Source organism: Rhodococcus sp. ZPP (assembly GCF_017656075.1).
GTDB classification, from domain to species: domain Bacteria; phylum Actinomycetota; class Actinomycetes; order Mycobacteriales; family Mycobacteriaceae; genus Rhodococcus_F; species Rhodococcus_F oxybenzonivorans.
Genome location: NZ_CP058638.1, coordinates 4,395,888 through 4,408,399, shown reverse-complemented (window position 1 = coordinate 4,408,399; position 12,512 = coordinate 4,395,888). Strand labels below are relative to the sequence as shown.

Here is a 12,512-nt window from a genome sequence, read left to right as displayed (position 1 = left end):
TAACCGCGGAAGGTTAATAAGTACTCACGGGTGCCGGAGGCGCTACTCGGGGGCCTGATCCTCGGGCTCTACCGGCTCGACCTTTTCACGATCGGACGCATTGCCTTCGACTCCTTTGGCCTCACGCTCGGCGGTCAGACGTTCTTCCATGTCGTCGACGAGGTCGGCAATCCGCTGATGCTCGGGGAGGTGCTGACCATGTCGATCTTGGTTCGCCTTCATCACGCTCCTTCCGGGTCGGTGCGGGAGTTCGGTATCGGTCCGACTCGGGTCCACACATTTCGAACTGTACGCCGATCGACGTCCGGCGTCGGGAAATGCGACACGGTACTGGACGCCCGTCCTGGTCGCGAAACACCCGCAGTGAAACGCGTTGCAGACCAGTGGCATACGCTCGACGGTACTGCGAATGTGCCACTGCGCTCGACTATTTCGGCATTGCGGTGGCTTATCCGCTTCGATACGGCGCGGACTTCGATACGCAATCGACACCGTCTTGTGCATACGGACGGCGAGCACCTCGTACTCTAGACCGGGTACGACCCGAAGGAGGATCGAGATGCCGGCAGTCACCACCCCCCATGTCTACGTGCACCGCGCCGGAGATCGGCTGAAAACCAGGATTTCCTGGTTGGATTCGAAGCATTCGTTCTCCTTCGGTCAGCACTACGACCCCGACAACACCCATCACGGACTCCTCCTCGTGAACAACGACGACACCGTGCTTCCGGGACAGGGATTCGAGACACATCCCCACAAGGACATGGAGATTGTCACCTGGGTGTTGCGTGGCTCACTCGTGCACCAGGATTCGATCGGCCATTCGGGCATCATCTATCCCGGTCTCGCTCAACGCATGAGTGCGGGCACAGGGATCATGCACTCGGAGAAGAACGACAGCTGGCGGCTCGCCGGCGAAGAGCACCACGAACCCGTTCATTTCGTGCAGATGTGGGTGGTGCCCGACGAGGCAGGACTGACACCGAGTTATGAACAGCTCGAGATCGAGGACGAGATCTTGAAGGGTGGACTGGTGCCGGTGGCGTCCGGAATGCCCGAATACCGCGACCATTCGGCGATCCGCATCAACAACAAGCACGCCGCACTGCACGTCGCCCGCGTGTTTCCCGGCGCACCGATCAGGTTGCCCGAGGCACCGTTCCTGCACGTCTTCATTACTCAGGGCACCGCCGACATGGAAGGTGTCGGCACCCTGTACGAGGGCGATGCCGTCCGTACCAGCGCATCCGGTGGTCAGGAGATCTCCTCACATTCCGGCGCAGAGGTGCTGGTCTGGGAAATGCACGCCCGCATCGGCGGGTAAACGGTGTAAGTATGGAGCCATGACCACGGCTCAACGCTCAGGCATCGACCTCACCCACCTCGGCAGCTGCATCCGTGCCCAGGACGACCTCTTCCTCCACGTCAACGGCGGCTGGATCGACAGTTACGAGATACCCGCGGATCGGGCCATCGACGGCGCGTTCCGCACGCTGTACGACAAGGCCGAAGTCGACGTCCAGAACATCATCGAGGAGGCTGCCGGTTCGGGCGCTCCGGCTGGGACCGACGCTCAGCGAATCGGTGACCTGTACGGCAGCTTCATGGACTCCGACGTCGTGGAAGCCGCAGGCCTGACGCCGATCGCCGACGAACTCGCAGCCGTCACCGAGGCCGGCGATCTCTCGGCGCTGGCCGGAGTGATCGGCCGCCTGCAGCGGACGGGCGTGGGCGGCGCGGTCGGCCACTACGTCGACACGGACGCCAAGAACTCCGAACGCTATCTGGTGCACTTCAGCCAATCCGGCCTCGGACTGCCCGACGAGTCCTACTACCGCCAGGACGAGCACGCACAGATCCGGGCCGCGTACGTGGCGCACATCGGCAAAATGTTCGAGCTCGCCGGTGTCGGGTACGACGCCCAGCGCGTGTTCGACCTCGAGACCAAGATCGCGGCCGGACACTGGGACGTCGTGAAACGGCGCGATGCGGAATTGAGCTACAACCTGGTAACCCTCGACCAGCTGCCGGAAGGCCTGGACTGGGCCGCGTGGATCGACGGGCTGGGCGGCACCCGCGATCAGTTCGCCGAGATCGTGGTCCGCCAGCCCGACTTCCTCACCACACTCACCGGGCTGTGGACGTCCGAGGATCTGGAGACGTGGAAGGCGTGGGCCACGTGGAACGTCATCCGCTCACGGGCGCCGTACCTGACTCAGGCACTCGTCGACGAGAATTTCGCGTTCTACGGTAAGACGCTGACCGGAACCGAGGAGAACCGTGAGCGCTGGAAGCGCGGTGTGTCCCTGGTTCAGGACCTCCTCGGTGAGGCCGTCGGAAAGTTGTACGTCGAGCGCCACTTCCCCGCCGACGCCAAGGCCCGTATGCAGGAACTCGTCGCCAACCTGCAGGAGGCGTACCGCCGCAACATCGCCGACCTCGAGTGGATGAGCCCCGCGACACGTGAGGCCGCGCTGCGCAAGCTCGAGAAGTTCACGCCGAAGATCGGCTACCCGGACAAGTGGCGCGACTACTCGTCGGTCACCATCTCCCGCAACGACCTGGTGGGCAACTATCGGCGCGGGTACGCGGCCGAGTACGACCGTGACCTGGGCAAAGTGGGTGGCCCCGTCGACCGCGACGAGTGGTTCATGACCCCGCAGACGGTGAACGCCTACTACAACCCTGGAATGAACGAAATCGTGTTTCCGGCCGCTATCCTGCAGCCGCCGTTCTTCGATGCCGCCGCCGACGATGCCGCTAATTACGGCGGAATCGGTGCGGTCATCGGCCACGAGATCGGCCACGGATTCGACGACCAGGGCGCCAAGTACGACGGCGACGGGAACATGGTCGACTGGTGGACCGACGACGATCGCAGTGAGTTCGGTAAGCGCACCAAGGCTCTGATCGAGCAGTACAACCAGTTCGAGCCGAAGGCACTGCCCGGCCATGCGGTCAATGGAGAGTTCACGATCGGCGAGAACATCGGCGACCTCGGTGGCCTCTCCATCGCGATCGCCGCCTACAAGATCGCGACTGAGGGAACGGAGGCTCCGGTGCTCGACGGGCTCACCGGTCTACAGCGCGTGTTCTTCGGCTGGGCGCAGGTGTGGCGGACCAAGGCACGCGATGCCGAAGCTCTCCGGCGTCTCGCGGTTGATCCGCACTCGCCGCCGGAGTTCCGGTGCAACGGAGTGGTGCGCAACCTCGACACCTTCCACGACGCGTTCGACGTCCAGCCCGGCGACGCCCTCTATCTCGATCCGGAGCAGCGCGTCAAAATCTGGTAGCGGCCGGTCCCCCACCGACGCCCCCCTGAAAAACGTAGCCCGCACAGCGAACTGTGCGGGCTACGGCGTGGTGTTCGGGATCAGATTCAGCGGTTCCAGTCACCCAGACCGTCGGAGCCGCTGAGCACGCCACCGGCAGTGTTCTGCACGACCACCGCGTCGCCCTTCTTCGAATTTTCGTAGAACCACTTGGCGTCCTCGGTGCTCACGTTGAGGCACCCGTGGCTGACATTGGTGTTGCCCTGCGCGTCCAACGACCACGGCGCAGCGTGGACGAAGATGCCGCTGTACGACATGCGCGTGGCGTACTCGACGTAGGTGCGGTACCCCTCTTCGGAGTCGACCGGCACCCCGTACGTGGACGAATCCATGTACATGTCGCGGAACTTCTCGCCGATGATGTAGGTGCCGTTAGGGGTCTCGTGGCCCGGCTTACCCATCGAGGTCGGCATGGTCTTGACCACCTCACCGTTGCGGGTGATCGTGATCTGCTTGGTGTTGTCGTCGGCGGTCGCCACCAGGGCGTCGCCGATGGTGAACGTGGAATGCGCGTCTCCGGCATCCACGGTGACCTGCGTGTTGGCCGGCCAGAAGTCGGTGGGCTTCCAGCGCACCTGGCTGTCGTTGATCCAGTAGAACCCACCCTCGACGGGCTGGCTGGTGGTGACCTTGATGGCACGCTCGGCGGCGGCGCGGTCACCGATCGCCTCGTTGAACCGAATGATCACCGGCTGCGCGACACCCACGACCTCACCCTCACCGGGGTTGAGGGACGGTGCCGAGAAGTTGGCCGGCGCGGGCGCCGGTTCGGGGAGCGGAAGCTGCGGGGCGCTGGGCAGACCGGGAAGGGTGGGAATCTCCGGTCCACCGGGGAACAGCGGGACGGCCTGAGCGGGTCCTACCAGCGCCGTTCCGGAAACCACCACTCCGGCCACTGCGACGGCGACGCGCGATGACCAGCGCTGATTCCGCGAAGTACAGATTCCTGTCTTGCCCATATGACCACTCTCGTTCGACGACGTGTGTTTACGCGCGTCCCCGACGGACCTAACAATCGCGCACTGCCATTAACACACATCATCCGGCGCCGAGCAATTTACCCGCAATCGTTGCCGCTCTGCGCCCTGTGAGTACTTGTTATCACTGGACTGTTAAGAAGTGCTCACGGCGAGGTGTCGGCGCGGGCTGCGGCCAGCATGCTGTCAATGGTCACAAGCTTGGTGCGGGCCCGACCCGCGGCCCGGCCCCCGGCGCGCTCGGTTTTGTCGATACGCTGCCAACCTTGGTAGTCGATCGCATTGGGCGCCCGTTCGGCAATCAACCGATCGAGGGCCTCCCGGTCTTCGGGCGCGTCGAGCCGGCCCGCCGAGAAATCATCGATCACCATGTGTACGGTCTCGGCCGAGCAGTACTTGTTCGTGCCGATCACGCCTGTCGGGCCCCGCTTGATCCAGCCCGCCACGTACACACCGGGGATCGGTGTGCCCGTCTCGGGGTCGATCACCCGCCCGTTCTCGTTGGGGATGACCCCGCGCCGGTCGTCGAACGGGAGCCCCGCCACCGGACGGCCCCGATAGCCGATCGATCGCAGGATCAGCCCGGTGTCGAGCGTCTCGATGACATCCGACGGTTTGGCACCGAGAACCCCGGAGGCGTCCGCGACCATCTCGTTACGGGCGATCCGCACGGATTCGACGTGCCCGTCACCGAGGATGTCGACCGGTGAGGTGAGGAAGCGAAGCACGATGCGCTTGTGTGCGGGGTTGGCGGCCCGCTGCGCGAACTCCTCCACCTGCTTCACCTTCAACTGCAGCGACGGCTCCGCAGCGTCCGCGTCGACGAGTGCACGGCTGGCCGGATCGAGCACGGCTTCTTCGGGGTCGACGACGACGTCCACGTTGGGCATTCGGCCCAGGGCAAGGAGTTCGGGGTTGGTGTATGCCGCCTGGGCAGGACCCCTGCGCCCGAGTACCACAACCTCCCGGATGTTGCTCGACCGCAGCGCTTCGAGCGCATGGTCGGCAAGATCCGTGGTCGCCAGGACATCGGGATCGGTGACCAGGATCCGGGCCACGTCGAGCGCCACGTTGCCGTTGCCGACGATGACGGCGCGCTCGCCGGAGAGGTCGAACGTGCGGTCGGCGTAGTCGGGATGGCCGTTGTACCAGGCGACGAACTCGGTGGCCGCATGGCTGCCCGGCAGATCCTCGCCGGGTATGTCGAGCCTGCGGTCACCCGCAGCGCCTACCGCGTAGATCACGGCGTGGTGGTGCCGCAGCAGTTCCTCGTGGGTGACGTCCTCGCCGACTTCCACGTTGAAGTGGCAATGCACGTTCCGTTTGCCCACTGCCGAACGGAACTGATCGGTGACACCCTTCGTGCCCGGATGATCGGGGGCGACACCGGCGCGCACCAACCCGTACGGGGTGGGCAGGCGCTCGAACATGTCGACCTCCATGCGCGGTTTGGCGGTCAGTTCCATCGCGGCGTAACAGGCCGCGGGACCAGACCCGACGATCGCGACGTGCAGCGTGCCGAGCGCCGCGTCGATCGATGGCAGCTTCACCGGATCCGGCCAGTCGGGACCGATGGGGTGTTTGGTGTAGTACTGCGCATTGATGTCGAGGTAGGGGGCGTCGACTTCTTCGAGGTCGTTCTCGGCATAGATGGCCTCGACCGGGCATTCCTCGACGCAGGCACCGCAGTCGATGCAGGTGTCGGGGTCGATGTACAGCATTTCCGTGGTCGCGAACGGTTTCTCGTCCGGTGTGGGATGGATGCAGTTGACCGGACAGACATCGACGCACGAGGCGTCGTTGCAGCAAGGCTGCGTAATCACATAAGTCACGGCTCTCCCCTACCTGAGTACACGCAGTCCGACATCGACTGGAAGCCCAGACTATAACGTGTTCCACTTTTGCGCGAGGATGTGACGAAGGGGACGTCCGCCAGGACAGCGTCCGTCCCCGCTCCCGTCAGACCGCTCCGCCCGGCTCCAGTCGGAATCCAACTTTGAGTGTCACCTGGAAGTGCGCCACCGCACCATCCTCGATGTGACCCCGTGTCGAAACCACCTCGAACCATTCGAGGTTGCGTACGGTCTCCTGCGCGCGCCCGACGGCGTTTTTGATGGCGCCGTCGATGCTGTCTCCCGACGAACCTACGACCTCGACGACCCGGTACACGTGATCACTCATCATGATTCCTTTCGTGGTTACTTGTCGTTACGTACGAGCGCCTGCGCTTCGACCCCGAGCCGCGCCAGACGCAGATCACCGAGAGCGGTGAACGAACTGCCGAGCCGGTTGGTGACGAAGCCGAGGGACAACCCGCTGTCGAGGTCCGCATAGGCCCCGGACCCGCCGACGCCGTAGTGCCCGATTGCGTTCCGTGGTTGCTCTCGTGAGGCCAGGATCGGGCGGTGATAGCCGAGCGACCACTGGGGACGGATACCGAGAACGTAATCGCGGTCGCGGGTCTGCACGGTCGACATCTGCTCGATGGTGGATCGGCGCAGAAAACGGCGTCCGTCGAGCACACCGCCGTTCGCGATCGCGCCGTACATGCGGGCGAGGGCGCGGGCACTGAACACACCGTTCCATCCGGGCATCACTGCGCCGTGCACGGCCGGGTTACGCACCAGCACGTCGAATCCGGTGGGCATGGCCGCCTCCGCGAGCCCGCGCGTGGGGCCGACGCGCGCGAGGACGGTGGACGTGAGCTCCCAATTCAATCCGGCAGGGTTGATGTGCGGAAACAGCTTTGCGATCCGTGGCCGGTGCTGCTCCGGGACCAGGTACCAGAAGTCGTCGATTCCGAGGGGACCGGCAATCTCCTCCTCCACCACCCGGACGAACGGTTTCGCCGTCACCCGTGCGACGAGTTCGGCCACCAACCACCCGTAGGTGACGGCGTGATATCCGGGACCGCGGAGTCTGCGTGGGTCGGCCGGTGTCGACGCGAGAGCCTGCACGACCGCGTCGTAGTCGAGTAAATCGAGTGGGCTGCGCATCAGACCTCGCACTCGATGCAAACCGGCGCGATGCGTCAGCAGGTCGCGGACCGTGATGGCGTCCTTGCCTGCCGCACCGAACTCGGGCCAGTAGTCGGCCACCCTCGCGTCGTAATCGAGCAGACCGCGCTCGGCGAGCCGGTGCACGACGGTGCTGGCCACCCCTTTGCCCGTCGAGAACGACAATGCGACGGTGTCGCGGTCCCAGCGGCGATCACGATCGGCCCAACCCGCCCAGATATCCAGCACCTTCTCGCCGCGGAAATACGCGGTGAGCGCGCCGCCACCTTGCTGAGGTTGCCGGTACATCGCAAAGAAGCGGTCCGCGAGGGGAAGGAACCGAGAGTCGACATGCAACTCGGTCCGGGGCGCGGCCGCGGGCCTGTGACTTCGAACGCTGGTCGTCATCGACCACCTCCGATCTACTGCCGCTTCATGCGGCAGATGCGTCAGCCCATTGTGACTGCCGTCACCATACGACGCCGACCGGGGGTGTGATCAGGAAACCCGCCAGACCGTTACCCCATCGGTGAAACATGCTTGACCTGCAAGGAAATTGATGGCAAGCGCAGGCCCGCCGGAGCACACGACACCGCGGGCCGGGTCGGCGACGAGGGCCTGACCTCCGGGGCCGCTCAACACCAGCGCGGGGCCTGATCCGGCGACCGTCCCGATGGCGACGCTTTTCGGTCCGATCGCGATCGCGGCAACGCCGCCGCCGCGAGCTTCGGCGGCGCCGACACCCCCGCCAACGCCGGCGCCGAGTGCCGCGCCCGCCTCGGCGGCGTCGGCGAAACCGACACCATCGTTGCCGAGCGCTGCAGAGTTGCTGCTCGGGTCGGATTTCGCGCCACACGCGGTGCGGTCGATGACCGAGGTGGTGTCGCGGCCCGGAGGCGACACGCAGGACAACGATCCCGCCGATGCAGTGGCCGGCGTCGTCATCAGAGTTCCGAGTGCCGTCGCAACGACACCGAGAACGAGCCCGGCAGCACCGGCTGTCGAACGCTCCATGAAGACCTCCCCATGTTCGGACGCAAGTCGCCCGCCTGAGCGTACGTCAGCGTCGGCTACTTTCGGTCTCGGTCCCGACTCGGTTGCACTCGCTTCGGTTCGCCCGGCATCTTGGGATAGTTGGGCGGGTACGGGAGATCGCCCAGGCCATTCGCGGCGTCCCGGTCTGCCATGTCGAGCAGGACGTCGAGCGACTGCTCCACGTCACGGATGGTCGCCATGGGGTCTCCACGCTTGTCGAGCAGGGCGGGCACGGTGGCGATGGTGAAGTCGTCAGGGTCGACGTCGACGAGTTCCGCCCAGGTCACCGGCGTCGACACCGTCGCGATAGGAGTCTTGCGGGCGGAGTACGCGGAGGCGATGGTCTTGTCGCGCGCATTCTGGTTGAAGTCGAGGAAGATCCGTTCGCCGCGTTCCTCCTTCCACCACGACGTGGTGGCCCGGTCACCGCTGCGCCGCTCGATCTCCCGCGCGAGGGCGATGCCGGCCCGGCGGACCTCTACGAAGTCCCACCGCTGCGCGATGCTCAGATAGATATGCAGGCCACGACCACCCGACGTCTTCGGGAAGCCGACCAGGCCGAGCTCGTCCAGCAGGGGCTGCACGACGTCGAGAGCCACCGCACGGGCATCGTCGAAGCCGGTGCCGGGCTGCGGGTCCAGGTCGATTCGCAGCTCGTCGGGATGGTCGACGTCGGGGCAGCGGACCGCCCACGGATGGAAGGTGATGTTGCCGAGGTTCGCAGCCCACACAATGTCGGGTGCGCTGCGGACGCGGAGTACATCCGCCTTTCGTCCCGACGGGAAAGTGACCTCGCAGGAACCGACGTGTTCCGGACGCTTGGCCGGCACCCGCTTCTGGTAGATCTCCTCGCCTTCGACTCCGTCGGGGAACCGCTGCAGATGCGTCGGCCGGTCCCGCAGCGCATCCAGCAGCGCACCCTGCAGGGCGACGGAGCGGTAGTACTCCACGAGGTGCCGTTTGGTGCCGCCGTCCGCACCGAGTTTCGGGTAGTAGATCTTGTCGGGATTCGACAGGCGAACGGCGACGCCGTCCACGTCGAGTTCGACGGCCGGGCTCGCCATCACGAACCCCCGGCCAGCACGTCGGCAAGGTCGTATCGCACCGGAACCTCCAGTTGTTCGAATGTGCACTCGTCGGGTGTCCGGTCCGGTCGCCAGCGCAGGAACCGCGCGGCGTGCCGGAAGCGTGCGCCTTCCATCTGGTCATACGCCACCTCCACCACCCGTTCAGGGCGTAGTGGCACCCACGTGCGGTCGTTGCCCGACCGCCAGCGGGTGGGCTCACCCTCGGCGACGACGTCGTCACCGACACGCAGCTCTTCCAACTCGGCGAGCAGTTCGATCCGCCTCGCCGAGGTGAAGGCCGACGCACCGCCCACCATCGACAGCTGGTCACCGTCGTAGAGCCCGAGAAGCATCGACCCGATTCCGGGCTGGCTCTTGTGGGGCCGGTATCCGATGACGACGCAGTCGGCGGTGCGGGCGTGCTTCACCTTCACCATTTCCCGCTTGTTCGGCAGGTACGGCCCGGCGAGCTTTTTCGCCACCACTCCGTCGAGGCCGGCGCCCTCGAACGTCTGGAACCACTCGGTTGCCAGCTCGCTCGACTCCGTGGCCGCGGTGACATGGCAACTGGGACCGCCACCGACGGCGCCGACCAGCTCCTGTCTGCGGATCGAGAAGTCCTCACGACTCAGATCCCGGTCGCCCAGGGCCAGCAGGTCGAAGGCGACGAACTGAGCCGGGGTCTGCTCGGACAACAGTGTCACTCGGCTCTCCGCCGGATGAATGCGCTCCGACAAGGATTCCCAGTCGAGCCGGGTGTGGCCGTCGACAGTGCGGGGCACCACGAGCTCACCGTCCACCACACAGCGCTCCGGGAGCTCCGCGACGGCGGCCCGGACCATCTCGGGGAAGTACCTGGCCAGGTCTTTTCCGCCGCGCGAGCCGAGCACCACCTCGTCGCCGTCCCGGAAAACGAGGGCCCGGAAGCCGTCCCACTTCGGCTCGTACGACCACACGAGACCCGACTCCGGTTGCGTCGGAACGGACGACGCGGACTTCGCGAGCATCGGTTGCAGAGGAGGCATCACGGGGAGATCCACCCGTCCATAGTGTCATTACGATTGGTAAATCGGTGACCGATGTAATCAAATAATGCGCGACACGGCATGCGCGTGGAGCCGGGATGGCAAGCGGTCATCCGGGAAAGTCGGTGGCACCGCCATCCCGGAAATTCGGGTGGCACTGCCATCCAGAACGAGGTGGGGTTGAGATGGCAGGTCTGGTTCGGCGGGTGTGCACCGCGGTCGTCGCACTGTCGGCGACGGCGGTTCTCGTCACGGGGTGCGGTTCGGAGGTCACTCCCACGGCAGTGCCGGAGTCGGGGGCTTCGGCCACTACCACTGAGTCGACGACCGTGATCGACGGACAGGAAGGTGTGGACGCCGGCGGAGACGTCGACTTCGAGGTAGCGATCGGCGAGTGCGTCAAGCTCGGCGGCACGATTACCGACGCCGAGATCGACAAGGCGGCGTGCGGCAGCCCCGAATCGAACTACAAGGTGATCGCCAAGGCGGAGCAGAACAGCCAGTGCATCAGCGACGCCGATTCGTACTACTACGAGACCCTCGGCGGAGTCGAGCAGGGCGCGATCTGCCTCGACGTCGACTGGGTCATCGGCGGATGCATGGACGTCGGCGGCGAGGATCCCAAGCGCATCGAGTGCACCGACCCCACCGCCGTCGACGGGGTGAAGGTGACCGAAATCGTGCAGGGCGCCACGTCCGTGGATTCGTGCACCACGTCCTCCAACGGCTACGAATACCCCGAGCGCAAGTTCGTCGTCTGTGTCGATGAGCTCTGACAGCCCGAGGCTGCGGGTCGACGAGCTTTAACTAGTTGTCAGGTCGGCTGCGGGTTCACCCGCAGCCGACCTCGCTCACAACCAGCCACGCCGCTTGAAGATGGTGTACAAGCCCGCGCACGTGAGCATCATCAGCGACAGGGCGAACGGGTACCCGCCCACCCAGTGCAGTTCGGGCATGTGGTCGAAGTTCATGCCGTACACCGTCCCGATGAGGGTGGGGGCGAACAGGATTGCCGCCCAGGCCGATACCTTCTTGATTTCCTCGTTCTGCGCGTAGCTCGCCTGGGTGAGGTTCCGCATCTCCTCGTTCTGTTCCTGCGACACCAGAGTCGCGTTGACGGTGAGGATGTTGCCGAGCAACTGACGGAACCCGTCCGCCCGCTCCACGACGACCGTCGCGTGATCGGTGACGTCACGGAGATACCGCTGCAGTTCCTCGTCGGTGTTGTACTTCTCGAATCCCGCCGACAGCCCGCGCAGCATTCCGAGCAGCGGCCTTGTGGCCCTCTGGAATTCGATGACCTCGCGCGTGAGTTCGTAGATTCGCCGCGACACACCGGGTTCGCCGCTGAACACTTCGGTTTCGATCTCGTCGATGTCGTTTTGCAGTCCCGACACCACCGGGGCGTAGCCGTCGACCACCGCATCGAGGATCGCGTACAGGACCGCCTCGGGTCCCAGCTTCAGCAGGTCCGGGTTCCCTTCCATCCTCCGGCGCACCGCCGACAGGTCGGGTGACTCACTGTGCCGCACGGTGAGCACGAACGTCGGCCCACAGAAGATGTGCAGCTCGCCGAATTCGACGCGCTCGGTTTCGTCGCAGTACCGCGCGGCCCGCAGCACCACGAACAACGTTTCGCCGTAACGTTCGAGTTTGGGACGCTGGTGCGCGACGATCGCGTCCTCGACGGCCAGCTCGTGAAGATCGAATTGCGCTGCTGCAGCGTACAACTGGGCGTCGTTGGGCCGGTACATGCCGATCCAGGCCATCGACGACGCGTCCGGCAAGCTGCCCAGCGCCTCCGACAGCGTGGCCGGTGTGGCGATCTTCTTTCCGTCGCGGTAGACGGCGCTGTTGACTACTGTTTCTTCGGCGGGCGTCGGTTCGGGTGCGCGACGGGGGGTGACGTGACCGGTCTCGGCGTCGGACAGACCGGCGGAACGGCTCGGGAGCAGCGAACGAATGGGACGCAATTGTGGCATGGCACTGGTCTTTCGAGGAAGGATATGCAGCGCGGCAAGTGGACACACGACTGTGAAACCGTTCCCCGGCGAGGTGAAACGGTTTCAGTAGATACTGG

At 65.2% G+C, this 12,512-nt stretch carries 12 protein-coding genes; 3 read left to right on the top strand and 9 right to left on the bottom strand.

Going from position 1 to position 12,512, the window contains the following annotated elements; translation table 11 throughout:
* Positions 1-42: 42 nt before the first annotated feature.
* The gene (locus tag HYG77_RS20625) at positions 43-222 is read right to left on the bottom strand and encodes a hypothetical protein (protein WP_109335361.1); all 180 of its coding nucleotides are present in this window, start codon (positions 220-222) and stop codon (positions 43-45) included.
* 337 nt (positions 223-559) lie between these two features.
* On the opposite strand from HYG77_RS20625, the gene HYG77_RS20620 reads away from it, so the two are divergent.
* Both HYG77_RS20620 and HYG77_RS20615 read left to right on the top strand, forming a co-directional pair.
* Entirely contained in the window at positions 560-1,324 is a 765-nt protein-coding gene (locus HYG77_RS20620) for a pirin family protein (RefSeq protein ID WP_159924082.1), read from the top strand.
* A gap of 19 nt (positions 1,325-1,343) precedes the next feature.
* Positions 1,344-3,293 carry a M13 family metallopeptidase gene (locus HYG77_RS20615; RefSeq protein WP_208960425.1) on the top strand — a complete coding sequence of 650 codons (1,950 nt, stop codon included), beginning with the start codon at positions 1,344-1,346 and terminating at the stop codon, positions 3,291-3,293.
* Positions 3,294-3,379: 86 nt separating this feature from the next.
* Here the strand turns inward: HYG77_RS20615 and HYG77_RS20610 are convergent, their stop codons facing one another.
* The 7 genes from HYG77_RS20610 to HYG77_RS20580 form a co-directional block, all read right to left on the bottom strand.
* On the bottom strand, positions 3,380-4,291 hold the full coding sequence (locus HYG77_RS20610) for an Ig-like domain-containing protein (protein ID WP_109333345.1): 912 nt from the start codon (positions 4,289-4,291) through the stop codon (positions 3,380-3,382).
* Positions 4,292-4,455: 164 nt separating this feature from the next.
* Complete coding sequence (locus HYG77_RS20605; RefSeq protein ID WP_208960424.1) at positions 4,456-6,141, bottom strand: FAD-dependent oxidoreductase; 1,686 nt, start codon at positions 6,139-6,141, stop codon at positions 4,456-4,458.
* A 127-nt stretch (positions 6,142-6,268) separates the two neighbouring features.
* Complete coding sequence (locus HYG77_RS20600) at positions 6,269-6,490, bottom strand: dodecin (RefSeq protein ID WP_109335362.1); 222 nt, start codon at positions 6,488-6,490, stop codon at positions 6,269-6,271.
* A 17-nt stretch (positions 6,491-6,507) separates the two neighbouring features.
* The gene (locus HYG77_RS20595; RefSeq protein ID WP_208960423.1) at positions 6,508-7,713 is read right to left on the bottom strand and encodes a serine hydrolase domain-containing protein; all 1,206 of its coding nucleotides are present in this window, start codon (positions 7,711-7,713) and stop codon (positions 6,508-6,510) included.
* Positions 7,714-7,803: 90 nt separating this feature from the next.
* Positions 7,804-8,319, bottom strand: a complete 516-nt coding sequence (locus tag HYG77_RS20590; protein WP_109333351.1) for a DUF6764 family protein — start codon at positions 8,317-8,319, stop codon at positions 7,804-7,806.
* A 56-nt stretch (positions 8,320-8,375) separates the two neighbouring features.
* Positions 8,376-9,404 carry a DNA polymerase domain-containing protein gene (locus tag HYG77_RS20585; RefSeq protein ID WP_109333353.1) on the bottom strand — a complete coding sequence of 343 codons (1,029 nt, stop codon included), beginning with the start codon at positions 9,402-9,404 and terminating at the stop codon, positions 8,376-8,378.
* On the bottom strand, positions 9,404-10,447 hold the full coding sequence (locus HYG77_RS20580; RefSeq protein WP_208960422.1) for an ATP-dependent DNA ligase: 1,044 nt from the start codon (positions 10,445-10,447) through the stop codon (positions 9,404-9,406). Before HYG77_RS20580 ends, HYG77_RS20585 begins: the two co-directional genes overlap by 1 nt.
* Before the next feature lie 170 nt (positions 10,448-10,617).
* On the opposite strand from HYG77_RS20580, the gene HYG77_RS20575 reads away from it, so the two are divergent.
* On the top strand, positions 10,618-11,208 hold the full coding sequence (locus tag HYG77_RS20575) for a hypothetical protein (RefSeq protein WP_109333357.1): 591 nt from the start codon (positions 10,618-10,620) through the stop codon (positions 11,206-11,208).
* 75 nt (positions 11,209-11,283) lie between these two features.
* Here HYG77_RS20575 and HYG77_RS20570 read toward each other — a convergent pair whose 3' ends face one another.
* On the bottom strand, positions 11,284-12,414 hold the full coding sequence (locus tag HYG77_RS20570) for a magnesium and cobalt transport protein CorA (protein WP_109333359.1): 1,131 nt from the start codon (positions 12,412-12,414) through the stop codon (positions 11,284-11,286).
* Positions 12,415-12,512 lie beyond the last annotated feature (98 nt).

Excerpts from the sequence above, each read along its gene's own strand:
- HYG77_RS20625 (WP_109335361.1), bottom strand. The coding sequence starts at position 222 with ATGAAGGCGAACCAAGATCGACATGGTCAGCACCTCCCCGAGCATCAG.
- HYG77_RS20620 (WP_159924082.1), top strand. The coding sequence starts at position 560 with ATGCCGGCAGTCACCACCCCCCATGTCTACGTGCACCGCGCCGGAGAT.
- HYG77_RS20615 (WP_208960425.1), top strand. The coding sequence starts at position 1,344 with ATGACCACGGCTCAACGCTCAGGCATCGACCTCACCCACCTCGGCAGC.
- HYG77_RS20610 (WP_109333345.1), bottom strand. The coding sequence starts at position 4,291 with ATGGGCAAGACAGGAATCTGTACTTCGCGGAATCAGCGCTGGTCATCG.
- HYG77_RS20600 (WP_109335362.1), bottom strand. The coding sequence starts at position 6,490 with ATGAGTGATCACGTGTACCGGGTCGTCGAGGTCGTAGGTTCGTCGGGA.
- HYG77_RS20595 (WP_208960423.1), bottom strand. The coding sequence starts at position 7,713 with ATGACGACCAGCGTTCGAAGTCACAGGCCCGCGGCCGCGCCCCGGACC.
- HYG77_RS20590 (WP_109333351.1), bottom strand. The coding sequence starts at position 8,319 with ATGGAGCGTTCGACAGCCGGTGCTGCCGGGCTCGTTCTCGGTGTCGTT.
- HYG77_RS20585 (WP_109333353.1), bottom strand. The coding sequence starts at position 9,404 with ATGGCGAGCCCGGCCGTCGAACTCGACGTGGACGGCGTCGCCGTTCGC.
- HYG77_RS20575 (WP_109333357.1), top strand. The coding sequence starts at position 10,618 with ATGGCAGGTCTGGTTCGGCGGGTGTGCACCGCGGTCGTCGCACTGTCG.
- HYG77_RS20570 (WP_109333359.1), bottom strand. The coding sequence starts at position 12,414 with ATGCCACAATTGCGTCCCATTCGTTCGCTGCTCCCGAGCCGTTCCGCC.